The sequence below is a fragment of the Collinsella bouchesdurhonensis genome (assembly GCF_900155365.1).
Classification (GTDB): Bacteria; Actinomycetota; Coriobacteriia; order Coriobacteriales; family Coriobacteriaceae; genus Collinsella; species Collinsella bouchesdurhonensis.
This window is the reverse complement of the sequence record NZ_LT699738.1, coordinates 1-25,724: the sequence shown is the minus strand read 5'-3', so window position 1 is coordinate 25,724 and position 25,724 is coordinate 1. Positions and strand designations below refer to the sequence as shown.

Sequence of the window (25,724 nt, the reverse complement as noted above, 5' to 3'; positions counted from 1 at the left end):
GGCCAAGGCAGGAGTATCACATGGCGGAGATTGAGCAGACCAACAGCGAGGATACGCAAGATCAGGTTGAGGAGTTTGTCGCGGTGGCAGCTGAGCCCGAGGATGGCGCCGCCGTGACGGTGGATGCCGATGCCGATGACGATGACGAGGAACTCGTCGAGTCTGAAGATTCGCTCACCTATTCCAATGGCGTGATCGAGAAGATCGTGGCAATGGCCACGCGCGAGGTGCCTCATGTGCTGGGCATGAAGGGCAACCTCATGCACTTTGTGCAGGAGCAATTTGGCGCCGAGAATCTCACCAAGGGCGTGAGCGTCGAGGTCACCGACGACAATCGCGTTGTTGTGAACATCTCTGTGATCATTGAGTACGGTGCATATGCTCCCGATATTTTTGAGGAGGTCAAGGAGCGCGTTACCGAGCGCCTTGGCGCTATGACCGGTCTTGAGGTCGCGGGCATCAATTTGCGCATCGAGGATGTTTTGACGCCCGAGGAGTACGAGGGCAGCGAAGAGTGACGTATTGGTAATGTATCGCCTGAATATGGGACAAGAGGCTAAATTCTGTTTGCTAAGCATCGAAGTGCGTTAGGATGTTGAGTTGAAAGAAATCCCATTGGAAGGAGATTCACCGTGTTCTGTGGCAATTGTGGCCAGAAGCTGGCAGATGGCGCTAAGTTTTGCCCCTCGTGCGGCTCGCCCGTAGCTGGCTCTGCACCCGCTTCTGCTCCGGCTCCCGTGCCTGCGCCGGTATACACTCCGGCTCCGACTGGTGACAGCGGTCCGTATTCCTCTGCGACGCCGGGTCAGGCTCCGCAGGATTTCTCATATCAGACGAACTCCAACCCGTACGTCGCCCCGACGCCTGTTACGCCGCGGGGCGGCATGCCGTTTGTGCCCATACAGGCCGATCGCAGCCTGCCGATGTGGATTATCCTCTCCATCGTCACCTGCGGCATCTACTCGTGGTACTTCCTGTATGAACTGGCTCGTGATATGAACGTCATGTGCCAAAACGACGGAGAGACCACACCTGGCCTGGCGCAGTTCATCCTGCTGTCCATCGTCACCTGCGGCTTCTATGCCTACTGGTGGTATTACAAGATCGGCAACCGTATGCAGACCAACGCCCCGCGTTATGGTCTGCAGTTCCAGGAGAACGGCACCACCATTTTGATGTGGCAGATCGTCGGCGCGCTCCTGTGCGGTTTGGGCCCGATCTTTGCGATGAACATCATCATCAAGAACACCAACGCCATGGCTGCCGCATACAACGCACGTATGGGTGCGTAATTCGGTCTTATGCGTATGACGTTTCCAGAGGGCACGGCGGGCTGGGTTCGCCGTGCCCTCTCTTTTCTGGGTATCTTCCTGGGCGTGACGTTGCTGCTCTATGTAACGGATATCGGCTGCATTATTCGCACGGTCACCGGGGTGCCGTGCCCTGGCTGTGGCATGACACGTGCCTGGCTGGCGTTTCTTACCGGTCACTTTGATGCCGCGCTGGCATACCATCCTCTGTTTTGGTGCGTGCCCGTGGTGTTTGCGGTCCCGGTGGTGCAGGAGCTTTTTCCTGGGGCCAAGCGCGCGTGCTGGATTATCGCCTGGGCGCTTATCGTCCTTTTTGTTGGCGTGTGGCTGTGGAGATTGATGACCCTGCACGATGCTGGCCTGCTGTTTTGCGGCCATGTGCCCGCGGGCGTTGACGATGACATCATCCATCTGCAGCGTCCCTTATGGCTTGGGTTACTGTCATAACAAGGGATTCGTTGGCTTACTGGCTGCGCCCTGCCGCTCTTCGATAAAACGGCGCCGCTTGGCCGTTTCTCTGTCTAAGCCGATGGCGCTTATGCCGAGTCGTGCTAGTTTTTCTCCGGTTGTGCCAAGACGGCAACGTAAAAGCGGAGAGGAACGGGTATGTCCACCATGCCCGATGGGCAGATTCAAGCTGCTGCGGATGCGAAGACAAGCACGATGCACCATACCCCGGTGAAGCCGATGGAGCGAGTGGTGAGTCCCGAGGACATCGAGCGCGGTGAGCGCATGGAGCGCCGCCGCTCTGCCGAGCCGGGCTTTTGGCGCTTTTTTGCCGAGCTCAACGCCGGTCTTATCCTTACGGCCTTTGCCATCGTTGCATTTAAGACTCCCAATCACTTTGCGTTTGGCGGCACTTCGGGCGTTTCGGTCATTCTGTCTACGCTGGTACCGACGCTTCCCGTGGGCGTCTTCATGTGGATTCTCAACATCATCTTGGTGGTTTTGGGATTCATATTCCTTGAGCGCCGGGCGATTCTCTGGAGTGTCTTTGCCTCTTTTGCGCTTTCGGCATACGTTTCGCTCTTCGAGCTCTGTATTCCTTCGACGGTTTCGCTGACGGGGGACATGTGGCTTGATCTGTGCTTTGCGGTGATCTTGCCGTCCCTGGGCAGCGCGATTGTGTTTGATATCGGCGCGTCTACGGGCGGCACCGATATCCTCGCCATGATTCTTAAACGCAGGATGACGCTCGAAATTGGGCGCGCCCTTTTGTATGTCGATATCGGCATCGTCGTCATCGCGGCGTTTTTATACGGCCCGCGCGTGGGTCTTTATTGCGTGCTGGGGTTGTTTGCCAAGACCTTGGTGGTCGACAAAGCGATTGAAAGCATCCATCTGCGCAAGGTCTGTACGGTGATTTGCAAGGAGCCGGAGCGGGTTGAGCGCTTCATCGTCCAAAAACTCAATCGCACGGCAACAATCAGCCGTGCGTATGGTGCATTTACCGGCGAGTGCGTCACAGTGATTATGAGCGTGCTAAGCAGACGCGAGGCCGTGCAGCTGCGTCGCTATGCGCGCGAGATCGATCCGGGTGCCTTTATCACGATTGTCGACAGCTCCGAGATTGTAGGCAAAGGTTTTCGTGGAACGAACTAACGCAGGCGCACTCATCTAGCAATCGAATAGTGTCCCGCGCGTTGCAAATACGTTGTCTAAGAGCATTTGTCCTCACGTTGGGTGATAATGATGCTAGATATCGTTTGCGATCCAGGTGATTCGCTCAAGATACGAAGGGATGATTTCGATGTTTTGTTCGCATTGTGGCGCTCCCATGGGCGATAACGACAAGTTCTGCAGCGCTTGCGGCGCCCCTAATGCCGGCGCTGTAAGCTCCGTTCCTCAGGGGCAGCCTCAGCCTCAGCAGCTTGTTCCCCAACCTGTCATGAATGTGCCCAAGGGCTGCACGGCCCAGGCGTTTGAGGATATGACCAAGACTCCGGGCGTGCTGCAACGCGTGTGCCAGATTGCCTTTTTGCCGGCGCTTATCTGCGTCGTGTCGGTGCTCGTGCTGTTCATTCCCGTTATCGGCGGTATTGCAGCTGCTATCGGCTTTTTGGCCGCCTATGTGGCGAGCGTGTGCGGTGCGGGTTTTGGCATCGAGTGGGGTCGCGATCTGTCGCTTAAGATCGATGGCGGCATGGATCGTCCGCTGATGCGTTCCACATCGTTTGGTCTCGGAGTCTTTTCGAGCGTTATCTCGGCCGTGCTCGAGGTCATCGCTGCCATTCCCGTTATTGGTGTAGCGCTTTCGCTGGCGGAGGGCGTGGTAATCGGCGCCGCGGGCTCGTACTCTTATTACGGCTCTTATGCGCTCGAGGCTGCGCTGTTTGGCTCACTTGGCCTGCTTTTCCTGGCCTTGATTGTCACGGTGGTCCTGGGGGTTTTCTTTAAGATGTTCGCCGACATCGCCGTAATGCACTTTGCGGTGACCGGTCGCGTCGAGAGTGCGTTTTCGCTCGATAAGGTTTGGGCGGCTTTTAAGAACAATAAGACCAAGCTGTTCTGCGCTTCGTTCCTTCCCGAATTTTTGACGGGCCTGGTCTCCAACGTTGTCACGTGGATCTTGACGGCCGTCTTTGGTGCCATTGCCGGGTTTGGGGCATACAGCTACTACTACCGCCCCAGGGGTATCGAGGCAATTGTTGCCGGCGGCGGCGTCATGCTCGTGCTGTTCCTGGTGCTGATTGCATTCGTCACCGTATTCCTCGCGGTCTTTGGCAAGATGCTCAAGCATCGTGCCGTTGGCTACTGGGTGGCGCGCTACGCAAGCGAGTGGGCCGACGAGGACAAGGACGACGTTCTGACTTTTGTGCTGCCCTTCGAGAAGAAGCCCGCCCCTTCTGGCTATAGCGCTCCGGGTGCCGTACCTGCTTCCGCACCCGCGCCTGCGCCCGTAGCTGCACCCGCGCCCGTACCTGCGCCCGCGCCTGTGCCTGCCCCGGAATCTGCGCCGAAACCCGAGCCTGATTCGGCGCCCGAGCTAAGCTCCGATGCGGAGCCGCAGGACGAGTAGCCCTGCCGCCTGCCATTTGGGGACGGGGTAGAAATAGAGTTTGAAAAATGAGCGGGGGCGGACGTGTCGAAACGTCCGCCCCCGCTTTGACATCGCGATGTGGCTATGACTGCGGGATGACAGTGAAGTGACTACTCGTCGCGTTCTTCCTCGCGACGAGCGGCGGCACGTGCATCGCGTATGCCCTTGATGGCGGCATGGCGTGCAGTGTGCGCATCGTGTACGGCGTCGCGAGCCTCGGCGGCCGTTGCTTTGGCGGAACGAAGTTTGGCGGCCAGATCGGGATTGGTTTCGGCGACCGCGGCGATAGCGGGGCCGTCGAGCTCTGCTTGCGTAGGCTCGGTCAAAAAGTCGATGGCGTATTGAGCGGCGAGCATGCTGCCCTTGGCAAGCACGGTTTCGTCAATCTTGTAGAAGCATGAATGCTGGGCATATGTAGCGCCAATGGCGGGGTTACGACAGCCCAGGAAAGCGAGCATGCCGGGAACGCGGCGCAGATACTCGGAGAAGTCTTCGCCCGAAAGCGTGCCGCGGTAATGACCCACGCCGTCCTCGCCCAAGAGCTTGACGACGGCACCTCGGCAGCGTTCGGATGCTGCGGGCTCGTTTTCGACCTTGTAGTTGGCGATGGTATAGTCCGTGAGTTCGGCCTCGGCGCCCAGGGCGGCAGCGGTATGCTCGACGATACGACGGATGTGGTCGGGAACCACGTTGTGGGCGGCTTCGCTGTAGGTGCGCACGGTGCCGGTGAGATAGGCAGAGCCGGCGATGACGTTGCGCGCGGTGCCTCCGTGAAGCTCTCCCACGGTCACGACGGCGGGTTCGTACGGGCTGATCTCGCGCGCAACGATGGTCTGCAGCGCGTTGACGATCTCGGCGGCGACCATGATGGCGTCGTGGCCGCGCTGAGGCATAGCGCCGTGGCACGACGTACCGCGCACATCGACGCGGAACCAGTCGGTGTTGGCCATGCGCGGGCCCGGCTCGCAGCTTACGGTGCCGGCGTCCACTTCACTCCAGATGTGCATGGCAAACGCGCCATCCACGCCTTCGCACACACCGGTGCCGATCATCATCTTGGCACCCTGGCCGTTTTCCTCGCTGGGCTGGAACACGATGCGGATCTCGCCGTGGATATCGTCGGTCATATGGCGCAAGATCTGCAAGGTGCCAAGCATCATGGCGATATGGCAGTCATGGCCGCAGGCATGCATAAAGCCTTCATTGACACTGGCGAATTCCTCGCCGGTCTGCTCGGTGACGGGCAGGGCGTCGATGTCGGCGCGCAGCAGGATACGGCGGCGCGGCGTGCCGTCCTCGCGGTAGGCATCGGGGGCGGTGCCGCGCAGGGTCGCCACGAGGCCGGTTTTGAGCGGGCGCTCGTAGGGGATGTTCATGGCATCGAGCTGATTGGCGATGTCGGAGGTGGTGCGCACCTCGGCCAGGCTCGGCTCGGGGTGTTTATGGAAATGGCGACGCTGCCTGATGATATAGGGCTCGAACTCGGCGGCAATGTCATGGATGCATTGAGTCACTTCCTGTGGCGTGCGTGCATCTTTATCGCTCATGATTTGCTGTGCGCGAGTTTTCGTCATTCTTTGGCCCCTTTGACGTTTTTTGCGGCTGCATCCTCTTAAGTATAGTGATGCTTGCTCATTGCGCGTACACTGCATTCCGTGTCCACATGGCGCGAGATTGCCGCAGAGGGGAAGAGATGAGCTTGATGCAGATGCGAAACGCCGATCATAGCGAGCTGATTGTTCGATCAAAACGTGTCTTTACCTCGGAAGATGGTATTGACGAGCCGCGAGAGCTTGCCTTTTACATGCGCGATGGCCGCATCGTCTCCATTGGGGAGCCCGAGCGCGTTATTGCCGAGGCCCCTTCAGGCGTGCCCGTGACCGACTACGGGGATCGTTTTATCTGTCCCGGTTTTCACGATGCACACTTGCATTTCTTCCATACGGCCGTGGGATGTTCTCCCTACATGCTTATGTATATGGGCAAAAGTGAAGAGGACCTGGTGGAGCGTACGGTGGAATTTGCGCGCGACCTCCCTGCAGATGCCTGGGTGGTAACGCAGGGCTGGCGCGATTATCGCTGGACTCCTCGCCAGCATCCTACCAAGTGTTCGCTCGACCGTGCGTTTCCCGATCGCCCCTGCGCGATGTATTCGGGTGATGGCCATACGCTTTGGCTTAACAGCGCCGCGCTCGACGCTTTGGGCGTGATGCCCGATACCGAGCCTCCGGCGGGCGGCAGCTTTGACACCTTTGAGAACGGTGAGCTTACGGGTATTGCGCATGAGGCGGCCGCAATGCAGCTGCTTCCGCGCTGTCTTGAGTGGTTGGGCGAGGACCGTATCGCCGAGGCATATGCTCAGCAGATGCAACGCATGGCCGAGCAGGGCATCACATCGATGTGCGACATGTCGCTCATGCCCATGCCAGGCTGCGATTTTATTCGCGACGATGTATACGACAAACTGCAGGAGGAGGGACGCCTGTGCGTTCGCGCGCATTTGTTCCCCACATTGCTCGACGACCAATCTCGTCTGTTTGAGCTGCAGCGTCGCTACGAGGGCAACGAGTTACTCTCGGCGCCGGGATTCAAGCAGTTCTTCGACGGTGTTTCGAGCGAGCATACCGCGTTTCTTACCGAGCCGTATTCCAACCCACGCTTCCCAGGCGACCGCGGCCGCCTGACGATTCCCGCCGAGCGCATGCGCGAGTTGGTGCTGGCTGCAGCAAAAGCAGGCGAGCCTGTGCGTATCCACGTGATTGGTGACGGCGCGATTCATGCTGCGCTCGATATCTTTGAGGAGGCGCGCGCGCGTTTTGGTGCGCCAACGCATGGACACAACACCTTGGAGCACCTGGAGAATCTTCTGGCCGAGGATATCGATCGCCTGCGCGAGCTCGACGTGGTGGCGTCAAGCCAGCCGTGCCATATCACGCTGGACCCCGGTGGTCCCGAGCGCGACCTTGGCGAGGAGCGTGCTCAGATCATGTGGCCGTTTGCCACCTACGAGCAGCGCGGTATTCGCCAGGCGTTTGGTACAGATTCGCCCATCACGGTTATCGACAGCATGCATGTGATCTATACGGCCGTTACACGCCAAGATCCGCAGAGCCGCTGGCCTGAGGGCGGATGGCATGCCGACGAGAAGATTTCGGCAGCGAGCGCGATTCGCAATTACACCCTCGGTAGCGCCTATGCGGCAGGAGATGAGAAGAACCTCGGAAGCCTCGAGGTGGGCAAGTACGCTGATTTTATTGTGCTCGATCAAGATCTTACGGCGATTGACCCGCAGGAGATTCTTGATACGCAGGTGCTCGCAACCTACCTGGGCGGCACCTGCGTGTTCGAACGCTAGATGTTTCGCTATTGAGTGGCGGTTTTTCGGACATTTTGAAATGAGTGGCGGTTTTTCGAACGTCTGACGAGGCAAATCAGCATTATTTCGTTTGATTATCCGCCACTCATTTATAAATGCACGATTTGCCGCCACTCATTTTGGTAATCACGCGGGGAAATGCGGCGAGGGCGCGAGCAGATGCGGTGATTACGCGGCCAAATGCACGTTTTACCGCCACTCATTTTAAAAGGAGCCTCGGGTGGACGCGAGATGTGCCTCGGGTGGACGCGAGATGTGCCGAGGCACACCAAAAAGACGGCCCCGGGGCATTTCTGGCGCACGAATTTTCCGGTGAGGACCTCTCATCGACCCCTTGTTCGCCTTGGTCTGGAGCGATTCATAAAATCTAAGTGGCAAGAAATAAGATTTTTTGCATTTGCGTTGTATAAGTTGGAATCGCTGGGTACTATTCATACCGTTCGTAACGAGAGAGGGCCATCGCGCACGTCTTGGCGCATGGCAACAAAGGAGGAACAAAGCATGTCTTTGAAGCCGCTTGCAGATCGCGTTCTCATCAAGCCGGACGCAGCCGAGCAGAAGACCGCTTCTGGTCTGTACATCGCCAGTAACGCTCAGGAAAAGCCCCAGCGCGGCACCATCGTCGCCGTGGGTGCCGGTAAGGTCAACGATAAGGGCGAGCGCATCCCCATGGATGTCAAGGAAGGCGACGTTGTCATCTACGGTAAGTTTGGTGGCAACGAGGTTAAGGTCGACGGCGAGGATTACCTGCTGATGCGTGTCGACGATATCTACGCCGTCGTCGAGTAGCTTTCTCGGACATTTTATCTATACCGCGCGCCGTCATGACTCGGGTTCGTGCGCGGTGTCACTTCTTTTGGAGGAATAATCAATGGCTAAGAACATCACGTTCAACACCGACGCTCGCGCCAAGCTCGCCAAGGGCGTCAACACTCTGGCCGATGCCGTTACCGTTACCATGGGACCCAAGGGTCGCTACGTTGCTCTTCAGCGTTCCTATGGCGCCCCCACCATCACCAACGATGGTGTTTCTGTTGCCAAGGAGATCGAGCTCGAGGACAACATCGAGAACATGGGCGCTCAGCTGGTGAAGGAGGTCGCTACCAAGACCAACGACACCGTGGGTGACGGCACCACCACCGCAACCCTGCTTGCTCAGGCTATCGTCAACGACGGTCTGCGTAACGTTGCTGCTGGCGCTAACCCGCTGGCCATCCGCCGTGGTATCGACAAGGCTGTCAACGCTGCCGTTGCCGAGATGAAGGCTCAGGCCAAGCCCGTCGAGACCAAGGATCAGATTGCTTCCGTTGGCACCATCTCTGCTGGCGACCCGCAGGTTGGCGAGAAGATCGCTCAGGCCATGGAGGTTGTGGGCAAGGACGGCGTTATCACCGTCGAGGATTCCCAGACCTTTGACATCACCATCGACACTGTTGAGGGTATGCAGTTCGACAAGGGTTACGTCTCCGCTTACTTCGTCACGGACAACGACCGCATGGAGGCCGTGATGAAGGATCCGTACATCCTCATCACCGACCAGAAGATTTCCAACGTTCAGGACATCATGCCTGTTCTCGAGGCTGTCCAGCGCACCGGCAAGGGCCTGCTCATCATTGCCGAGGATGTCGAGGGCGAGGCTCTGCCTACGCTCGTGCTCAACAAGATTCGCGGCGCTCTCAACGTCTGCGCCGTTAAGGCTCCGGGCTACGGCGACCGTCGTAAGCGCATGCTCGAGGATATCGCTGTCCTCACCGGTGGCCAGGCTGCTCTCGATGAGCTGGGTATCAAGGTTGCCGACATCACTGCCGATATGCTCGGTACCGCCAAGTCCGTCACCATTTCCAAGGACAACACCACCATCGTGGGTGGCGCTGGTTCCAAGGAGGCCATCGATGCTCGCATCGCTCAGATCAAGGGCGAGCTTGAGCACACCGATTCCGATTTTGACCGCGAGAAGCTCCAGGAGCGTCTGGCCAAGCTCTCCGGTGGCGTTGCTGTGATCAAGGTTGGCGCTGCTACCGAGACCGAGCTCAAGGAGATCAAGCATCGCGTCGAGGACGCCCTGCAGGCAACCCGCGCTGCCGTTGAGGAGGGTATCGTCGCTGGCGGCGGCGTGGCCTTCATGGACGCTGCTCCTGCGCTCGACAAGGTTGAGGTTGACGATCCCGAGGAGAAGATCGGCGTCGACATCGTCAAGAAGGCCCTGACTGCTCCTGTGGCCACTATCGCCAAGAACGCTGGCTTTGAGGGCGCTGTCGTGGTCGACAAGGTCGCTACTCTGCCTGCAGGCGAGGGCCTGAACTCCGCTACCGGCGAGTGGGGCAACATGATCGAGATGGGCGTGCTTGACCCGGTTAAGGTTTCCCGCGTCACGCTGCAAAACGCTGCTTCCGTTGCTTCCCTGATCCTCATCACCGAGGCTACTGTCACCGATGTCCCCAAGAACACGCAGCTTGAGGACGCTATCGCTGCTGCTACTGCTGGTCAGCAGGGTGGTGGCATGTACTAAGCCGTAAGGGCTTGACTTCCCATCGGAAGGCCCCGGGTTTTCTCCTTCGCTGGTCCTCGCCGCTTCGCGGCTGCGGAATCGCTCAGGAGAATAACCCGGGGCCTTCCTGCGTTTACGCCCTTGAAATCGGGCGAGCGGGGAACTGTGGTTGACGCGGGGGACCCGTCCCAGGCGCTCGTTCGGCTGCGCCGAACTTTGCGGGACTTTGGGGGCGCTGTAGGGACGTGGCCGCATCGGCCCCGTGGCCCCAAGCGCTACTGTGGTTGACGCGGGGATGAGGGCATTTGTCTTCTGTGTTCGCCCTCGACACTGTACCTGACGCGGCGCGGCGGGTAGCGTAAAATAGGAGCTTGCTTGTTTGCACTGCCAAAGGGGAGGGCAGCCACGGTATGGCTCAACAACACGACCTGTTTGACGATATCATCGACATCAGCAAAGGGCTTGGTGCTCTGAAGAACCCACTGGGCGGAATCTCCGATTCGCTGATGGGTATCGAGTCGGAAGAGAATCATTGGAATCCTGCGGACTATAAAGAAAAGCCGCGCGGCAATTCCAATCGTTGTCTTGCCTGCATTCACGAGGGGAGCAGCTGCAACGCCTGCAAGGTTGCCTGCCCGGTTAATGCGGTTGATATTGACGACGGCGGTATTGACATCCTCGATATCTGTCGTAAGTGCGGCCTGTGTGCGGCAGCATGTCCCACCGAGGCGATGAACTCCCCCAAGATCAAACCCAAACAGCTGTACGACAAGATTGCCGGCGCTGCGGCGTCGCACACCACGACGTATGTCACGTGCACGCGTGCACTGCGTCGCCGTCCGCGTGAGAACGAGATCGTGCTCGCCTGCATCGGCGACGTGACACCCGAGGTTTGGTTTGCCGTTTTGGCCGATTACTCCAATGTGAGCGTGTACCTGCCGCTTGGCATTTGCGACCACTGCAAGACCACGACCGGCGAAGAGATGCTGAGCGATGCCATCGCCACCGCCGAGGAATGGGCGGGAACCGGCCTGGGCCTTGAGGTGGAGGCGCGCGACCTCAAATGCGTGAAGCGCCGTGAGTACGAGCGCAAGGAATTCATGGACAACATGATGCGCACGACGGGCCTTACCGTTTCTAAGCTCAATCCTGCCGCCGCCGCTGTGGCCTCGGTAACGCAGAAGCTCAAGGCTCATAGCGACCGCATCACGCAACTTGAGCGCACCCTCAACAATGCCTGCGGCTCCACCGATTTCAAGCGCCGTCGCGTCTTGACTCAAAATCGTCAGCTGCTGCTTTCTGCCCTGCAAGATCACCCTGAGCTTGCCGATAATATCGAGGCATCCATCCCTCAGTGCGATTTTGATAAGTGCACCATGTGCGGCGCTTGCGTTGACTTGTGCCCTACAAACGCTACTGACTTGGTGGGCTCGGGCAAGTTCACCATCGAGCCGGAGTATTGCGTGGGATGCGGCCTGTGCGTCGAGGCGTGCGAGAACCATGCGCTCAAGATGGTGGCGTGTCCGGGATCTGAACTTGTGGTGCCCGATCCGGAGGCCGAGGAGAAGGCTGCTAAGGCCGCAAAGGCTCGTGAGGAGGCGGCCAAGATGAAGGCCGACGCCAAGAAGAAGCTCACCAAGGTCCTGGATCAGGTTGAGAAACTCGCAGATTAAACGTGCGAAGTGCCCGCTTGCGGGCGCGCTGCGTCAAAGACTGCTATCGTAGGTTCGTTACCAAGAATCCGTCGCCGCAGCGACGGCATGAGAAAAGGAAAGCCATGTCCCTGTCTATCGGCATTGTCGGCCTGCCCAACGTGGGCAAGTCCACGCTCTTTACCGCGCTGACCAAAAAGGGCGGTCTTGCCGCCAACTACCCCTTTGCCACGATTGATCCCAACGTGGGTATTGTCGATGTGCCCGATGCGCGTCTGCAAAAGCTTGCCGACATTGTGAATCCTGGCCGCATTGTGCCTGCTACGGTTGAGTTTGTGGACATCGCAGGCCTGGTCAAGGGCGCTAACGAGGGTGAGGGCCTGGGCAACCAGTTTTTGGCTAACATTCGCGAGACCGATGCTATCTGCGAGGTCGTGCGCTACTTCAAGGACCCCAACGTCATGCGCGAGGTGGGGCGTACGGGCGAGTTCGTGGACCCCGTGGCCGACGCCGATACTATCATGACCGAGCTGATCTTGGCCGACCTCTCCACGCTCGAGAAGCAGCTGCCCAAGTTGGAGAAGGAGTCCAAGCGCGATAAGGAGCTGGCTCCTAAGTTTGAGGTCGCCAAGCGCCTGGTCGATTGGCTTAACGACGGCAACCGTGCCGCCACCATGGAAATGACCGACGAGGAGCGCCTTGCTGCCAAGGGCCTGTTCCTGCTCACGATGAAGCCGATTCTCTACGTGGCAAATGTCGATGAGGACATGCTCGGCGACGACTTTGACCCTATTGACGGTGTGAAGCCCATTCCCATCTGCGCCAAGGTCGAGGCAGAGCTTTCTGAGCTCGACGCAGAGGAGGCTGCCGAGTACCTGGAGAGCTTGGGTCTTGAGCAGCCGGGTCTGGATGTGCTTGCGCAGGCTGCCTACGACCTGCTGGGCCTGCAGAGCTTCTTTACCGCTGGCGAGATGGAGGTCAAGGCCTGGACGGTGCGCAAGGGCGCAACGGCTCCGCAGGCTGCCGGCGTGATTCACACCGATTTTGAGCGCGGCTTCATTAAGGCCGAGGTCATCTCGTATAACGATTACATCGAGCTTGGCGGCGAGCAGGGAGCGAAGGCTGCCGGCAAGCTGCGCATCGAGGGCAAAGAGTACATTATGGCCGACGGCGACGTGGTGCACTTCCGCTTCAACGTGTAATGATGTCTCTTCGCCCCTTACCTGGCCAACGACAAAGGAGCAGACGGTATGCTTAACGAGTATGGACAAAAAGCTAAGATTATGACCATTGTGCTGGTGGTCTTGGGCCTCGTTCCGCTGATTGTTGCCGCTGTGGTGTTGCCGCAGTTTGCCGATCAGGTTCCCATGCGCTATGACGCGGCGGGCGCCGTGACGCGTTGGGGAAGCCGCTGGGAGCTTTTGATTACCCCTATCTTTGCGCTGGTGTTCAGCCTGGCGTCGATTGCCTACGGCAGGAAGCAGGCGCGTGCGCATACGGAGTCGGACGCTATGGCGCGCATGATCTTTACGCGCAATGTGCGCTCCGGCCTGGTGCTTGCTGTTCTTTTGAACATTGCCAACGTGTACCTGATGTGCGTCTCGGCGGGTATCGCCGGCCCCTTTGTTTTCTAGGGGTAACGTCAATCGCCAGCAGCTAGCATGCTAATGAGCCAGCTCCTTTGGGGCTGGCTTTTTTATCGCTCGTTTGGGTCCTTAATCAAATCGGATGGAGTGGTTTTAAGAACATCGGCCAGGCTTTGTAGCGTGTCGAGCCTAATGTTGCCAAGTCCTTGTTCGATGCGATCGAGGATGGGCCGCTGGATATCTGCAGCAATGCACAGGTCGACCTTCGACAGGCCAAGCTCCTCGCGTCTCGCTTTGATGTTTTGACCAAGGGTTTTGCGCAAAAAGGTATCCATGCCTGCGAGTGTCGTTGCGGGCATGGATATATCTGTCAAGTAAACTATACATTGCTATGAGGCATACCTGCTGTAAAGGCATTAACAACGGGGCTATTAAACTGGTGAATAAGGTGGCTAATCCCAATCCATGCGATCAAAGTTGATGGGCTGCATAAACAGCTCCTTGACGGTCTTGGGATCGCTTGAGACGCCTCGTGCCCACATGGTTTTAGCCACGAGTGCCTCGGTGGTCATGTCGTCGCCCTTCAGGATGCCGGGGTGCTCGGCGTAGGCGCGACCAACTTCGTAGACGCCCAAGTCGAGTCCTTCTTCCGGCACTTGAGTAGTGATGACGGCGGTGCGCCCAGAGTCGACCCAGTCAAAAATCGCCTGCTTAAAGGAGAGCCCGTCCTCGTTTTCGTACTCGGGGATGCCGCCGATGCCAAAGGTTTCGATAATAACGGCGTTGTAGCTTGCTTTGAGCGCCTCGAAGATGCGCGGGTTCATTCCGGGCGTGAGTTTGAGGGCAAAGACCGCCTCGTCAAGGGCATCGAAGAATCGAGGCTCGGTGTGCGGTGCGCGTTTGGCATTATGACGAATGCCAAGCATATGCTCGCCGCTGCGGATGATGCGATCGTTTCGCACATAGGCGAGGGAGGGGTAATTAACGCTTTTGAATGCGTTAAAGCTCATGGTGCGCTGCTTACGAGCGCGCGTGCCGGCTATGACAGCGCCGCCAAAGACTACCGTGATATCGCGAGAGCGATCGTCGGTGGCGTAGAGCAGGCTTTGGTAGAGGTTGAGCTTGGCGTCGGTAAAGGGGTTCTCCATGGGCTTTTGCGAGCCGGTGAGCACGATGGGCTTGGGGCTTTCTTGAATAAGGTAGGAGAGTGCCGCCGCGGTGTACGCCATGGTGTCGGTGCCATGAAGGACCACAAAGCCGTCGTAGCTGTCGTAGGAGTCGTGGATGGCGCGAGCGATGCGCAGCCAATCACTGGGGCGCATGTTGGTGCTATCGATGTTCATAAGCTGAGCGACCTCGACGTGCGCCACCTGAGCAATCTCGGGCACTGCCTGGGCGAGTTCTTCTCCCGTGACGGTGGGGGAGAGCCCGTTTCCGTCTTCCGACGAGGCGATGGTGCCTCCGGTGGCGATCAGCAAAATGCGCTTCATGACGATCCTTTCCGTGCGCTCAGGGGCCATTGTGGCATAAGGTTTAAGCCTTCGTGCAAAAGAGATGCACAGACGAGTTACTTTTCGGTAAATGCCCACGTTGCGTGTATTATTAGATTCTTGAGAGAGCCATGGGGCGGAGCCGCTGCCCCTCTGCCGAACAAGAGGAGTCCTATGTCCAAAAACACCTCGGACCAAAAGGTCCTTGTATTCGACTTTGGCGCACAGTATGGCCAGCTCATCGCTCGCCGTGTGCGCGATCTGCATGTGTATTCCGAGATTGTGCCGTGCGATATCACAGCAGACGAGGTGCGCGAGATGGCTCCTTCTGCCATCATCCTTTCGGGCGGTCCCGCTTCCGTTAACGCCGAGGACGCTCCACGTGTCGATCCTGCCGTATTTGAGCTGGGCGTGCCGGTCCTTGGCTTTTGCTATGGACACCAGATTACGGCCGTGACGCTGGGCGGCACTGTGTTCCATCCCGAGGTGGGCGAGTACGGTCCTGCCGAACTGCATGTTACTGGCGGTGAGCTGTTTGAGGGCACCCCTGCCAGCCAGACGGTGTGGATGAGCCACTTCGATGCTGTACAGGACGTGCCCGAGGGCTTTACCGTGGTTGCTTCGACCGACGTGTGCCCCGTGGCGGCGATGGAGAACGTGGAGAAGAAAATCTATACCACGCAGTTCCATCCCGAGGTCAAGCATACCGAGTGCGGTCAGCAGATTCTCAAGAACTTCCTCTTTGGCATTTGCGGCCTTGAGGAGAACTGGTCTATGGACAATCTGGTCGAGACCATGACGGACGAGTTCCGCGAGAAGGTGGGCGAGGACCGCGTAATCCTGGCGCTTTCCGGCGGCGTTGATTCCTCTGTGGTGGCAGCGCTTGGTGCCCGTGCTATCGGCAAGCAGATGACTTGCGTGTTTATCAATCACGGCCTGTTGCGCAAGGGCGAGCCCGAACAGGTGGAGGAGGTCTTCACTAAGCAGTTTGATGTCGACTTTGTTCACGTCCATGCCGAGGACCGCTATGCCGAGCTTCTGGCCGGCGTGACCGAGCCGGAGGAGAAGCGTCGCATTATCGGTACGCAGTTCTGGAAGGAATTCTTCGCGGTTGCTCAGCAGCTTGAGACCGATGGTAAACCCGTGAAGTACCTGGCCCAGGGCACCATTTACCCCGACATCATCGAGTCCGGTGCACGCAAGACGGGCGGCAAGGCCTCGACCATCAAGAGCCACCACAATCTGATTCCGTTCCCCGAGGGCGTGAGCTTTGATCTTATCGAGCCGCTCGATCACTTCTTTAAGGACGAGGTCCGCGCGCTTGGCTTGGCGCTTGGCCTGCCGGCGCATATTGTGTACCGCCAGCCGTTCCCGGGCCCGGGTCTTGCCATTCGCATTATCGGTGCGGTGGACAAGGAGAAGCTCGAGATCTTGAAGAACGCCGACGCCATCGTGCGCGAAGAGCTCGATGCGTATAACCAGAAGCTTTTTGAGGAGACTGGCGACCGCAACTCCGAGCACAGCTGCTGGCAATACTTTGCGGTGCTGCCCGACATCAAGTCTGTTGGCGTTATGGGAGACGAGCGTACCTATCAGCGCCCGATCATCCTGCGTGCCGTGGAGTCCAGTGACGCCATGACCGCCGACTGGGCCAAGCTTCCCTACGAGGTACTGGCGAAGATCTCTGGTCGCATTGTGGCCGAGGTCCCGGGTGCCAACCGCGTGTGCTATGACATCACGAGCAAGCCGCCCGCGACGATTGAGTGGGAGTAGGCCGATAGGGTTCTGACCTGCATTTTTGAGTGCCGCGCTGTGCCGCTGAGTTTCGTTTCGTACGACAGTCATGGCAAAGCCACCGGCGACGGCGGTGAGTAAATACGATAATCTAGCCTCCGCTCCCATGTTGGAACGGAGGCTTTTTCTTTGCCTATTTACTCCCTTTCACCTGCGATTTCGCCATTTACTCCCCGTATTTCAAGACGGCAAAGCACTGGGCGGTATTCGGAGGAATGGGAGTAAGGATTCATCCCAAATGAGTAGACGCGCGGTTTTTGTCCCCGAGGACGAAACGAGGCCGTTTCGGGGCCCGTGAAACTCAAATCGAACTCAATAGGCTTTTCGGCGGTCTCCGCACGGCGTTTCCCCAGGTCGTTAATGGGGAGTAAAGAATCTCACCGTCTCAAGGAAAACGGGAGTAATCAGGGGAAATGCCGCGGCGTGCTGTCGCGTGCCGTCATATAAGCCACCGCGTCATTTACTCCCCAGGAGCGCCGAAAATGCCTTGACATGCAATGGGGAGTAAAAACTCAGCAGACGCAGGAGCGGGCGGAGCTCACCGCCTAGCCTGGCGTCCTGATTCGGTTGCGCTGGTTGCGAAATGCGGGGAGCCGCTACAGCGAGGCTTTCCAGCCCTCGTATTCGTCGGCGTCGATCTCGCCGTTCTCGAGCTGCGCGCGCTTCTCGGCCCACAGCTCGATCGCCATCGCGGCTTTGGGAGCGTGCGGCGCCTTGGGGTTCAGGGAGAGGCCCGAGCCGTCGGCTGCGGGAACGATGCCGAAGGAGTCCTCGAGCCGCACGAGCAGCGACATGAGGTCGCCCGCGGTCTCGACGCCGTAATCCTTGAGGGCGTTGACGGAAACGCCGAGCGCGGCGGAGATGGACTCGAGCAGCTCGGGCTTGACGGCGCGGATGCCGCTCTCGTAATGGCGCACGGCCCCCTCGGTCAGACCGACCGCCTCGGCGAGCTGCGCCTGCGTCATGCCGCGCAACTTGCGGTACCGCCTTATGTTCTCGCCTACGGACATGCGCCCTCCTCCTGGAATTACGTACCCGCACATCTTATCAGCGTACGCAAATGTACGCAATTCTATTGACAGTACGGATGCGTACGTTTACTCTCAATCTGTAAACCGTACATATACGTACGCTGTTGATTGGAGGAGCCATGGACGAGAAGGTGGCGAAGACGCCGAGGCCTCACATGCTAGACGCCGACGAGGTCGCGGAGCTGCTGAGGATCAAGAAAGGCAGCGCCTACGAGGTGATCAGGAGGATAAACGCCGAGCAGGAGGCGCGCGGGCGCGTGGTTATCCGCGGGCGCGTCCGAAGCGACGTCTTCGACGCACTGTACTTCCCGGAGGTGGACTGACATGCCCGTGTACAAGGATGACAACAACGGCACGTTCTACGTGCAGTGCTACTACCGCGACGCCCGCGGCTCGAAGCGCCACAAGACGAAGCGCGGCTTCTCCTCCGAGGTGGAGGCCGCAGTGTGGGAGAGCCAGTTCAAGAGCCTTAACGGCGGGGCCATGGACATGACGTTCTCCGAGTTCGTCGAGGTGTACGCCTCCGAGGTGAAGCCGCGCATACGCGAGCACACGTGGATCACCAAGGAGTACATCATCAACGACAAGCTCGTGCCGTTCTTCGGGGACATGCGCATGTGCGACGTGAGGCCGATCGACGTCATCAGGTGGCAAAACGAGCTCACCGAGCACCGGGACGCCGACGGGAAGCCCTGGGCGCCGACGTACCTGCGCACGGTGAACAACCAGCTCAACGCCATCTTCAACCACGCCGAGCGCTACTACGGCCTCACCGACAACCCGGTGCGCAGGGTCGACAAGATAGGGTCGAAGAAGGGCGGCGAGATGCAGTTCTGGACCAAGGACGAGTACCTGAGGTTCAGCGAGGCCATCATGGACAAGCCTCTCTCGTTCCACGCCTTCGAGCTGCTCTACTGGACGGGCATCCGCTGCGGCGAGCTCCTGGCGCTCACGCCGTCCGACTTCATGCTGGAGAGCTCGCGGCTGCGCATCAACAAGTCGTACCAGAGCCTCCACGGCATGGACACCGTGACCGACCCCAAGACGCCCAAGTCGGTGCGCACGATCGTCATGCCCGCCTTCCTGCGCGACGAGATGGCGGACTTCATCGAGATGCGCGACGACGTCGCCCCCGACGAGCGCCTGTTCGCCGTGACCAAGCACTTCCTGGCCCATGAGATGGAGCGCGGGTGCAAGGCGTCTGGCGTGAAGCGCATCCGCATACACGACATACGCCACAGCCATGTGAGCCTGCTGATCGAGATGGGGTTCTCCGCGCTTGCCATCGCCGAGCGCATGGGCCACGAGGCGGTTGACATCACCTACCGCTACGCGCACCTGTTCCCCACGAAGCAGGACGAGATGGCCGCCGCGCTCGACGGGGCGAGGGGGTAAGAAGGATGCCGTGCGAGAACAGCGCCCGCAAGCGCAGCAAGACGATGGCGTTCCGCTGTACGCCCGAGGAGCACAAGCTCATATGCGAGATGGCAGCTTGGAGCGGCATGAGCAGGCAGGACTACATCATCGCCAAGCTGACCGATACCAAGGTCGAGGTGAAGCCCTCTGTGAGCGTTCAGAAGGCGCTGAAGGACACGATGACGGAGTTGGCCAAGGAGGTCCGGCTGGCGGCCTCCTACGGCGAGCTGAGCGAGTCCCTGCAGCAGAGGATCGAGCTCGTGATGAGGTTCTTCCTGGCGCTCGGCGAGGGGGTTGAGGCACCAGTGACGGAAGCGCCACCGCAAACCTCGCATTTGGAAGAGCCGACAACATCCGTCATGGATGCGGGCTCCGACACCGCAAGCATCTTCGAGATGGGGCGCATGTAAGGTTTAACGCCAGACCTCCAACGCCTTGTCCGCAAGCCATTCGGCGCGATCGGCGATATCGCCCTCGTCCCAAGACTCCTTCTCCAGGGCGCCGGCCATGGTCGCAAGGCCGGCGGCGCAGAGGGCAAGACCGTCCTTGTATCCCTTTCCCTGCTTCTTGGTGGGCCAATCGGCATCGCGGATGGAGGCGTTAAGGGAATGCGTGATGATGGCGAGGTTGCCGAGCGTGAGGAGCTTCCTGTCCCTTCGCGTGGCAGCCTCATCGTCGAGGGCTCCCCATTTGTTGCGCCACTTCTTGGGCATCATGTGTTCGAGGGTGTACTGGTTGAACCCGAGCAGGGCCGTGCTGCTCATGTCTGGGCGAATGGCGCTTTCCAGCAGATAGAGAACGCCCTTGGACTGAAGGTTGTACAGACACGATTCCTCGAACGCCCTTCGAACCTCGTCATCGCCGGGCATGTACGTCGTCGCCTCTTCGTTGGCTTCAAGAGCCTTCCTCAGCGTCTCCGCGTCCTTCACCTCGTTCAGGATCAGCGAGGTGAACAGCCTGTTGTAGTTCTTCGTGGTCGCCTGAACCAGCGTTCGGCGGACGATGTAGCTCTCAAGCAGGGCGAAGACCTCGGATTCCTCGCCCGAAGACTCCGCGTTCTTGCGAACGTAGAGCACGTACGGGATGAGCGTCGAGTTCTTGAGGCCGAATATCAGCACGTTCAGGCGCTCGACGCCGGGAGCGGAGGGGATGTCCGCGTCGCAGTAGCCGGGGTCGAACGTGGACTCGAACACCTCGTGATTTTATCAATGATATTTCGCAATAGCCAGCAATGAACGCTTGCATTGCGCAAGACGTTACATTACCTTCTGAAACATATGGCGCACCTTGTCCAGGCGGCTGTTTGGACGGCGGGGCTGGATGACTGGCTTGCCGACAGCGGCCTGATACCCTTTCAGTTCTGTAAGGCATACGCTCTGCCCGTTGGTGTAAAAGGCCAGATCAGTACGGTATGCCTGTATACAGCGGGCGGGAATCTCGCCAGTAAAGACAACTTCATCCTTTTTTACCTGGACCGTTTCGATGGTGGCACAGTATTTCGGTGCATCATGATAAGCCCTGGAAAGATATTCCCGGGGCGCATAGAGGGTGAAGGAGAGATAAGGTTCCAGCAGTTGCGTCCCTGATTCCTTCAATGCCTGTTCCAATACAATCGGGGCCAATGAGCGGAAGTCCGCCGGCGTGCTGACCGGACTGTAATAAAGCCCGTATTCAAAGCAAATCTTACAGTCCGTTACGTTCCAGCCGAACAAGCCCTGCTCCAGCCCGTAACGGATACCATCCCTGACAGCGTTTTGAAAACTCTGGTTCAAGTATCCCAGCGAAACCCGGCTCTCGTATTGTACACCGGAGCCAAGCGGGAGTGGTGTAACAGACAGTCCGATGGATGCCCAAAACGGGTTGGGCGGCACCTCGATATGGATGGTGTGGCTGGCTGCTTTGAGCGGCCGCTCCATATAAATGACGGTGGGTTCCTTTACCACTGTTTCAAGCTTGTATTTTTCCGACAGCAAAGCGGAAACAACCTCCAACTGCACCCGGCCCAAAAAAGAAAGAATGATCTCATGGGTGATGGAATCCACCTCGCAGCGCAAAAGCGGGTCAGTATCCGCAAGTTGCGTAAGAGCGTCCAGCAGCCGTTCTCTTTGCGCTGCCGTTTTCGGCGCAATCGACGTCCGCAGCATGGGGAGGGGGTCCTCACGCCACCTTTTACGAGGGAGCCGGGTTGGGTCCCCTAATACATCGTTTAACCTCACGCTGTCGCTGGGAAGGATAACAATTTCACCCGGATAAGCGGTGTCTGTCCGAACAATTTCCCCTTTGGATGGAATACGCATCTCTGTGATTTTCAGCTTTTCTCTCCCGGCCAGAGCCACCGTATCCCGCAGGCGCAGCGTTCCGCTGTATAGCCGCAAATAGATGAGCCGCTGGCCACAATCTGTATACTCCACCTTGAAAACGCTGCCGCATAGGGCGTCGCTCCCCTGTTCCCCAATCGGTTGGAACAGCCCTGTCACCGCATCCATCAACGGTTGAATGCCAAGGCCCTTTTTGGCGCTGCCATGATAGACCGGGAACAGGGAGGCGTCTTGAACCCGCCGCTGTTCCTCCTGCGCAAGTTCTTCCCGGCTGATTGGTTCTCCTGCGATATACTTTTCCAATAATTCATCGTTATTTTCGATGACCGCATCCCATGCTTCTATGTCGGTATTTTCCTCCAGGACTATTTCCGGGGACAGCGACACCGTCTGCTTGATGATAATATCGGCGGAGAGCTTATCCCGAACAGACTGATACACGCCCTGCAAATCAACGCCAGCCTGGTCGATCTTATTGATAAAGATAACGGTGGGAATGTCCATTTTCCGCAGGGCATGGAACAGAATACGGGTCTGGGCCTGCACACCATCTTTAGCGGAGATCACCAAGATGGCCCCATCTAAAACAGCCAAAGAGCGGTACACCTCCGCCAAAAAATCCATGTGGCCGGGCGTATCCACAATGTTGACTTTACATCTGTGCCACTGGAAGGAAGTGACTGCCGCTTGAATGGTAATCCCACGCTGCCGCTCCAAAAGCATGGTGTCCGTCCTCGTTGTCCCTTTTTCGACGCTCCCCGGTTCTGAAATGGCTCCGCTGGCATATAGCAGGCTCTCCGTCAAGGTTGTCTTTCCAGCGTCTACATGGGCAAGAATCCCGATATTGATAATGTTCATGTCTATCCTCCATACAAGGCCCAAATGGGCGCAAAAATCCCCAGCGGCTAATACTTTTACCGCTGGGGATCATGACTTCGGACAAACAGAAGTATGACGGCTTACATGAGCCGCTGTCCGTCACGATATTTACTAAAAAGGCAAAAGTATTCTTAAATTGGGTACAAAAACTAAGCCCCTGCAAGGGGCAATCATTTTTGCGCCCATTATCAAATTTTATTTAAGAATACCTTGCCGCATATTTTTTACTCCTTTTCTGGATAAAATCATTGTATCACATCAGTTTTAGGAAAGCAAGTACCTAAAAGAAATTTTTCTTCCCCTTATATGTAACAATCATACCGGCTTCCTAGCGTTCAGAATGTTTTCTGCTGTCTGCTGTGGTGTTTGGTTGGAATTGTCCAACCAAAAGCCGATCCGTGGTGTTGTCTGCATTTTACTAAATACAAATTCAATGTATACAGAAAGATATAAGGAGTGGGAGGGATTCCGCCGTAGTTGGCATTGTAGGAAAATCCAAAAGTTTAGATTTTCCCACAATGCTTATCTTTTGGTCTTTGGTTCGGAATAGTGTAGTGCTGGCGGTCTATCTATTGTTTTCGGTTGCTTGCTTCTTTACCGTACATGAGCATTCTCGACGGTCATCTCGTCATCGCCCATGTAGCCGTCGCCTAGGGCCTCGTATTCGTTGTCGGCCCATATGATGTTGCGCCCCGTAGTGCGGTCGCACAGCAACGTCTTGAGAATGAAAGTCGGGTATCGGCGGTCGAAGGACTCTATGAAGCCTTCGACCGAGATGTCGTGCATTGGCTCCGTCACGGGCTATTGTCCCTTCTTCGCGAGCTCTTCGATCATGCAAGTGCGCACAAAGGCGGAGAAGCTCATGCCGCGAAGGGCAGCCTCCTCCTTCGCCGCGTCGCGCAGGGTGTCGGGGATGCGCAGGGTCACAGATACCTGGTCGCCGTTTACCAGGAAGCTCCTGATCTCGGTCTCGCCGGGGTTACCCTTGATGAGCTCCTTATAGCCATTAGACATTCGCGCCTCTATCCCTCGAAATGCAATACAAATGCGTTTTCTGAATTATAACGCAGCGGTACGCCGCGGCACTGGGAATAGGGGGACATCAGCCGCTCGGACACAATGCGACACCGGGCGGCGGAGAAGATCATCCGGCCGGAATCAAGGAACAGTTTCCGGACCGGGTTTCGTTCCTCAGTTATCGCGCGGTTTGACTTTGGCCCGCTCCTCCGCATAGAGGACCTCGTTCTGAGCCTCCAGGATGCGCGCCGCGTCGCCGATGCGCTCGGCACACCTCTCGCTTATAGACCTCAGGACCAGGATCCCCTCGACGTCGAGCGGGTCCAGCTGGTCGGCGTGAGCCAGGGACTCGAGCAGCTGGTCCAGGCCCCTCGCCAGTCTCCCGGCATCGCACACGGCATCGATGAGCTCGATGCGCTCCAACTTCTCTTCGTGGCTCAACATCAGCTCGCCTCCTTCTCTCAACAGACGTGTCGCGCAGCACCGTAGCCGTTCCATGCGGAGAACCATCTCGCTGCCCACGGTCCCGTGCACATATCGCCCGCAAGCGGCGCGGGAAAGCCATCTGTCCCGACTCATACCGCGGCACCACGACTCGGGATCCCGCCTCCGTCCCCGCCGCGACGTCGTCGCCAAGTCCCGCGGGAGCCCAGGACCGCCGACGGGCCGCATCCCATGCCCGGAGGGTTTCGGCGCCCACGCCCGATTCCATGCCGCACGCCTCCGCCCCTCCGACCCGAAACTCGCCCCGGCGCTCCTTGGACGCGCAGGGTCGCACGCCGGCAGGCGGCCCGCAAGGGCCGCGACACTTTTTCGGGTTCTTCGCCCCATGCGCTGCGCGCGCGAACAACGCGAAAAACTGACGTCGGGAGATTTCTATAACCACGCCCGACTTCGCTTCCTCCCTTGCAGGCACGCCCGCGCTGCATGCGACTCACGCGGCGCAAGGCACGCCACAGGGGCGGGCCTCAGAGTCTAAGGAGCAAGGCATGAACGACATGAAGGAAAAGGCGATGGGCGCGGTCAGGGCCTTCCTCGAGCGCAAGGGCTACGAGATCGTCGACGAGGCCTGGCAGGGGCCCGAGGGCATCGGCGGGATCGACCTCGTGGCGGTGGACGAGGACGGGACCCTGGTCTTCGTCGACGCCACGGTCCGGATCGGAACGGACGGCTTCCCCGAGGCCCACAGGGCGCGCGGGCTGCGCGAGGCGCTGGCGGCGACGTGGCTCGCGGGGAACAGCGACGACTACGCAGACACCCCGGTCCGCTTCGACGAGGTGGCGATGATGGTCGTCAAGGAGAACCGAGCGCTCCTTCGCCACCACATCAACTGCTTCGGCGAGATGGAGCCGCTCTCCTAGGCGGCGCGCCCGGCCCCGGGCTCCCGGGGCCGGACTTCCCCGAAATCCGACCCTGTACCACGAAAACGTACATATACGTACGTTTTCGTGGTACACTCCGCTTGTCGGACAAATTCGTACGGTTTTGTCCCGACGCTCCGAGACTCGGGGCGCGCCGGACCGGATGCGGCGAGGCGCGCCCCACGCTAGAGAGGACGCGACCCATGCGCACGATAGCCATTTCCAACTACAAGGGAGGCGTCGGCAAGACGACGACCGCCGTCAACCTGGCGGCCATCTTCGCCGCCCGGGGCCTTCGGACCCTGCTCGTCGACCTCGACCCGCAGGCGTCGGCCACCGACTTCTTCGGCCTCTACGACCGCGCCGCCTCCGAGCGGCGCACCTCGGTCGAGCTGCTCTACGGCGGCGCGCCCGTGGAGGAGGTCGCCTACGCCGCCGGGGAGGGCCTCGACGTGGTGGCCTCGACCATCGACCTCGTCGACCAGAACGAGATGCTCCTGCGCGAGCAGCGCCTCAAGTTCGCCCTCGACGACGCCTCGGGCTCCTACGACGTCTGCCTCATCGACTGCAGCCCCGTGATGCGCAGGCTTGCCTTCAACGCCTACCTCGCCGCAGCGGAGGGCGGCATGGTCGTCATCCCCGTGAAGCTCGACTCCACCGTGATGCGCGGCACGGCGCTCACCGTGGAGGCGACGCGCTCCATTTCAGACGCCCTGCGCATGCCCACGCCCAGATGGAAGATACTGCGCACCTGCGTGCCCGGCCGCATGACCAACGCCGAGGCCACGGGCGCGGCCGTGCTCGACGGGTTCTTCCCGGGCGAGCAGTTCGAGACGGTCATACACGCGAGCAGCAAGGTCTGCGAGGGCAGCTGGCAGTGGAAGCCGGTGGCGGCCTTCGAGCCGGGGAGCCGCCCCGCGCGCGACTACGAGGCTCTCGCCGACGAGGTGTCCCGTGAGCTCGCCT

26 protein-coding genes are annotated in these 25,724 nt (G+C 58.8%); 17 read left to right on the top strand and 9 right to left on the bottom strand.

Going from position 1 to position 25,724, the window contains the following annotated elements:
• Positions 1–20 precede the first annotated feature (20 nt).
• From BQ9843_RS00725 to BQ9843_RS00705, 5 genes are all read left to right on the top strand, one after another.
• Positions 21–518, top strand: coding sequence for an Asp23/Gls24 family envelope stress response protein (locus BQ9843_RS00725; RefSeq protein WP_075843495.1), 498 nt, complete (start codon positions 21–23; stop codon positions 516–518).
• Between the two features lie 114 nt (positions 519–632).
• Positions 633–1,292, top strand: coding sequence for a DUF4234 domain-containing protein (locus tag BQ9843_RS00720; protein ID WP_022386716.1), 660 nt, complete (start codon positions 633–635; stop codon positions 1,290–1,292).
• A gap of 9 nt (positions 1,293–1,301) precedes the next feature.
• Complete coding sequence (locus BQ9843_RS00715; protein WP_075843494.1) at positions 1,302–1,757, top strand: DUF2752 domain-containing protein; 456 nt, start codon at positions 1,302–1,304, stop codon at positions 1,755–1,757.
• Between the two features lie 159 nt (positions 1,758–1,916).
• Positions 1,917–2,912: a YitT family protein gene (locus BQ9843_RS00710; protein WP_143327596.1), complete on the top strand. Its 996-nt coding sequence runs from the start codon at positions 1,917–1,919 to the stop codon at positions 2,910–2,912.
• Positions 2,913–3,051: 139 nt separating this feature from the next.
• On the top strand, positions 3,052–4,329 hold the full coding sequence (locus tag BQ9843_RS00705) for a zinc-ribbon domain-containing protein (protein WP_075843493.1): 1,278 nt from the start codon (positions 3,052–3,054) through the stop codon (positions 4,327–4,329).
• Between the two features lie 131 nt (positions 4,330–4,460).
• On the opposite strand, the gene BQ9843_RS00700 is transcribed toward BQ9843_RS00705, so the two are convergent.
• Positions 4,461–5,897, bottom strand: coding sequence for a M20 family metallopeptidase (locus BQ9843_RS00700; RefSeq protein ID WP_230205512.1), 1,437 nt, complete (start codon positions 5,895–5,897; stop codon positions 4,461–4,463).
• Between the two features lie 146 nt (positions 5,898–6,043).
• On the opposite strand from BQ9843_RS00700, the gene BQ9843_RS00695 reads away from it, so the two are divergent.
• From BQ9843_RS00695 to BQ9843_RS00670, 6 genes are all read left to right on the top strand, one after another.
• Positions 6,044–7,705, top strand: a complete 1,662-nt coding sequence (locus tag BQ9843_RS00695; RefSeq protein ID WP_326844815.1) for an amidohydrolase — start codon at positions 6,044–6,046, stop codon at positions 7,703–7,705.
• A gap of 522 nt (positions 7,706–8,227) precedes the next feature.
• Positions 8,228–8,515: a co-chaperone GroES gene (gene groES, locus BQ9843_RS00690; protein WP_022386710.1), complete on the top strand. Its 288-nt coding sequence runs from the start codon at positions 8,228–8,230 to the stop codon at positions 8,513–8,515.
• An 82-nt stretch (positions 8,516–8,597) separates the two neighbouring features.
• On the top strand, positions 8,598–10,235 hold the full coding sequence (gene groL / locus BQ9843_RS00685) for a chaperonin GroEL (RefSeq protein ID WP_075843491.1): 1,638 nt from the start codon (positions 8,598–8,600) through the stop codon (positions 10,233–10,235).
• Between the two features lie 389 nt (positions 10,236–10,624).
• Positions 10,625–11,887 carry a 4Fe-4S binding protein gene (locus BQ9843_RS00680; RefSeq protein WP_075843490.1) on the top strand — a complete coding sequence of 421 codons (1,263 nt, stop codon included), beginning with the start codon at positions 10,625–10,627 and terminating at the stop codon, positions 11,885–11,887.
• A gap of 104 nt (positions 11,888–11,991) precedes the next feature.
• Positions 11,992–13,068 (top strand): redox-regulated ATPase YchF, encoded by a 1,077-nt coding sequence (gene ychF / locus BQ9843_RS00675; protein WP_075843489.1) that lies wholly within the window; start codon positions 11,992–11,994, stop codon positions 13,066–13,068.
• A gap of 48 nt (positions 13,069–13,116) precedes the next feature.
• A complete protein-coding gene (locus BQ9843_RS00670; protein ID WP_022386706.1) occupies positions 13,117–13,500 on the top strand; it encodes a DUF1648 domain-containing protein in 384 nt (127 codons plus the stop codon).
• A gap of 62 nt (positions 13,501–13,562) precedes the next feature.
• Here BQ9843_RS00670 and BQ9843_RS00665 read toward each other — a convergent pair whose 3' ends face one another.
• Complete coding sequence (locus BQ9843_RS00665; RefSeq protein ID WP_022386705.1) at positions 13,563–13,811, bottom strand: helix-turn-helix domain-containing protein; 249 nt, start codon at positions 13,809–13,811, stop codon at positions 13,563–13,565.
• Positions 13,812–13,904: 93 nt separating this feature from the next.
• Complete coding sequence (locus BQ9843_RS00660; RefSeq protein WP_075843488.1) at positions 13,905–14,942, bottom strand: asparaginase; 1,038 nt, start codon at positions 14,940–14,942, stop codon at positions 13,905–13,907.
• 174 nt (positions 14,943–15,116) lie between these two features.
• Between BQ9843_RS00660 and guaA the strand changes: the two genes are divergently transcribed.
• A complete protein-coding gene (guaA, locus tag BQ9843_RS00655; protein ID WP_075843487.1) occupies positions 15,117–16,715 on the top strand; it encodes a glutamine-hydrolyzing GMP synthase in 1,599 nt (532 codons plus the stop codon).
• Between the two features lie 617 nt (positions 16,716–17,332).
• On the opposite strand, the gene BQ9843_RS00650 is transcribed toward guaA, so the two are convergent.
• Positions 17,333–17,779: a helix-turn-helix domain-containing protein gene (locus BQ9843_RS00650; protein WP_230205511.1), complete on the bottom strand. Its 447-nt coding sequence runs from the start codon at positions 17,777–17,779 to the stop codon at positions 17,333–17,335.
• A 107-nt stretch (positions 17,780–17,886) separates the two neighbouring features.
• Between BQ9843_RS00650 and BQ9843_RS00645 the strand changes: the two genes are divergently transcribed.
• Genes BQ9843_RS00645 through BQ9843_RS00635 form a run of 3 tightly spaced genes read left to right on the top strand, consistent with a single transcriptional unit; the run spans position 17,887 to position 19,593 of the window.
• Positions 17,887–18,090, top strand: coding sequence for a hypothetical protein (locus BQ9843_RS00645; protein WP_042433219.1), 204 nt, complete (start codon positions 17,887–17,889; stop codon positions 18,088–18,090).
• A 1-nt stretch (position 18,091) separates the two neighbouring features.
• On the top strand, positions 18,092–19,162 hold the full coding sequence (locus BQ9843_RS00640; protein ID WP_042433216.1) for a site-specific integrase: 1,071 nt from the start codon (positions 18,092–18,094) through the stop codon (positions 19,160–19,162).
• Between the two features lie 5 nt (positions 19,163–19,167).
• Entirely contained in the window at positions 19,168–19,593 is a 426-nt protein-coding gene (locus tag BQ9843_RS00635; protein WP_042433213.1) for a plasmid mobilization protein, read from the top strand.
• A 3-nt stretch (positions 19,594–19,596) separates the two neighbouring features.
• Here the strand turns inward: BQ9843_RS00635 and BQ9843_RS00630 are convergent, their stop codons facing one another.
• The 5 genes from BQ9843_RS00630 to BQ9843_RS00605 all read right to left on the bottom strand — a co-directional run bounded on the left by BQ9843_RS00630 (position 19,597) and on the right by BQ9843_RS00605 (position 23,841).
• Positions 19,597–20,376, bottom strand: coding sequence for an HNH endonuclease family protein (locus tag BQ9843_RS00630; protein ID WP_052297779.1), 780 nt, complete (start codon positions 20,374–20,376; stop codon positions 19,597–19,599).
• A gap of 63 nt (positions 20,377–20,439) precedes the next feature.
• Complete coding sequence (gene tet(W) / locus BQ9843_RS00625) at positions 20,440–22,359, bottom strand: tetracycline resistance ribosomal protection protein Tet(W) (protein ID WP_075843486.1); 1,920 nt, start codon at positions 22,357–22,359, stop codon at positions 20,440–20,442.
• 615 nt (positions 22,360–22,974) lie between these two features.
• Positions 22,975–23,178: a hypothetical protein gene (locus BQ9843_RS00615; protein WP_075843485.1), complete on the bottom strand. Its 204-nt coding sequence runs from the start codon at positions 23,176–23,178 to the stop codon at positions 22,975–22,977.
• A 3-nt stretch (positions 23,179–23,181) separates the two neighbouring features.
• Entirely contained in the window at positions 23,182–23,394 is a 213-nt protein-coding gene (locus BQ9843_RS00610) for a YlcI/YnfO family protein (protein WP_172596416.1), read from the bottom strand.
• 177 nt (positions 23,395–23,571) lie between these two features.
• Positions 23,572–23,841, bottom strand: coding sequence for a hypothetical protein (locus tag BQ9843_RS00605; protein ID WP_042433205.1), 270 nt, complete (start codon positions 23,839–23,841; stop codon positions 23,572–23,574).
• Positions 23,842–24,386: 545 nt separating this feature from the next.
• On the opposite strand from BQ9843_RS00605, the gene BQ9843_RS00600 reads away from it, so the two are divergent.
• Together BQ9843_RS00600 and BQ9843_RS00595 are read left to right on the top strand one after the other, a co-directional pair.
• Positions 24,387–24,758, top strand: a complete 372-nt coding sequence (locus tag BQ9843_RS00600; RefSeq protein WP_015540326.1) for a YraN family protein — start codon at positions 24,387–24,389, stop codon at positions 24,756–24,758.
• A gap of 203 nt (positions 24,759–24,961) precedes the next feature.
• Positions 24,962–25,724: ParA family protein (locus tag BQ9843_RS00595; RefSeq protein WP_042433200.1), on the top strand; the 763-nt coding region annotated here is incomplete at its 3' end.

Bases quoted from the DNA above. Each gene is read 5' to 3' on its own strand.
- BQ9843_RS00725 (WP_075843495.1), top strand. From the start codon at position 21: ATGGCGGAGATTGAGCAGACCAACAGCGAGGATACGCAAGATCAGGTT.
- BQ9843_RS00715 (WP_075843494.1), top strand. From the start codon at position 1,302: ATGCGTATGACGTTTCCAGAGGGCACGGCGGGCTGGGTTCGCCGTGCC.
- BQ9843_RS00710 (WP_143327596.1), top strand. From the start codon at position 1,917: ATGTCCACCATGCCCGATGGGCAGATTCAAGCTGCTGCGGATGCGAAG.
- BQ9843_RS00705 (WP_075843493.1), top strand. From the start codon at position 3,052: ATGATTTCGATGTTTTGTTCGCATTGTGGCGCTCCCATGGGCGATAAC.
- BQ9843_RS00700 (WP_230205512.1), bottom strand. From the start codon at position 5,897: ATGAGCGATAAAGATGCACGCACGCCACAGGAAGTGACTCAATGCATC.
- BQ9843_RS00695 (WP_326844815.1), top strand. From the start codon at position 6,044: ATGAGCTTGATGCAGATGCGAAACGCCGATCATAGCGAGCTGATTGTT.
- groES (WP_022386710.1), top strand. From the start codon at position 8,228: ATGTCTTTGAAGCCGCTTGCAGATCGCGTTCTCATCAAGCCGGACGCA.
- groL (WP_075843491.1), top strand. From the start codon at position 8,598: ATGGCTAAGAACATCACGTTCAACACCGACGCTCGCGCCAAGCTCGCC.
- BQ9843_RS00680 (WP_075843490.1), top strand. From the start codon at position 10,625: ATGGCTCAACAACACGACCTGTTTGACGATATCATCGACATCAGCAAA.
- ychF (WP_075843489.1), top strand. From the start codon at position 11,992: ATGTCCCTGTCTATCGGCATTGTCGGCCTGCCCAACGTGGGCAAGTCC.
- BQ9843_RS00670 (WP_022386706.1), top strand. From the start codon at position 13,117: ATGCTTAACGAGTATGGACAAAAAGCTAAGATTATGACCATTGTGCTG.
- BQ9843_RS00665 (WP_022386705.1), bottom strand. From the start codon at position 13,811: ATGCCCGCAACGACACTCGCAGGCATGGATACCTTTTTGCGCAAAACC.
- BQ9843_RS00660 (WP_075843488.1), bottom strand. From the start codon at position 14,942: ATGAAGCGCATTTTGCTGATCGCCACCGGAGGCACCATCGCCTCGTCG.
- guaA (WP_075843487.1), top strand. From the start codon at position 15,117: ATGTCCAAAAACACCTCGGACCAAAAGGTCCTTGTATTCGACTTTGGC.
- BQ9843_RS00650 (WP_230205511.1), bottom strand. From the start codon at position 17,779: ATGTGCGGGTACGTAATTCCAGGAGGAGGGCGCATGTCCGTAGGCGAG.
- BQ9843_RS00645 (WP_042433219.1), top strand. From the start codon at position 17,887: ATGGACGAGAAGGTGGCGAAGACGCCGAGGCCTCACATGCTAGACGCC.
- BQ9843_RS00640 (WP_042433216.1), top strand. From the start codon at position 18,092: ATGCCCGTGTACAAGGATGACAACAACGGCACGTTCTACGTGCAGTGC.
- BQ9843_RS00635 (WP_042433213.1), top strand. From the start codon at position 19,168: ATGCCGTGCGAGAACAGCGCCCGCAAGCGCAGCAAGACGATGGCGTTC.
- BQ9843_RS00610 (WP_172596416.1), bottom strand. From the start codon at position 23,394: ATGTCTAATGGCTATAAGGAGCTCATCAAGGGTAACCCCGGCGAGACC.
- BQ9843_RS00605 (WP_042433205.1), bottom strand. From the start codon at position 23,841: ATGTTGAGCCACGAAGAGAAGTTGGAGCGCATCGAGCTCATCGATGCC.
- BQ9843_RS00600 (WP_015540326.1), top strand. From the start codon at position 24,387: ATGAACGACATGAAGGAAAAGGCGATGGGCGCGGTCAGGGCCTTCCTC.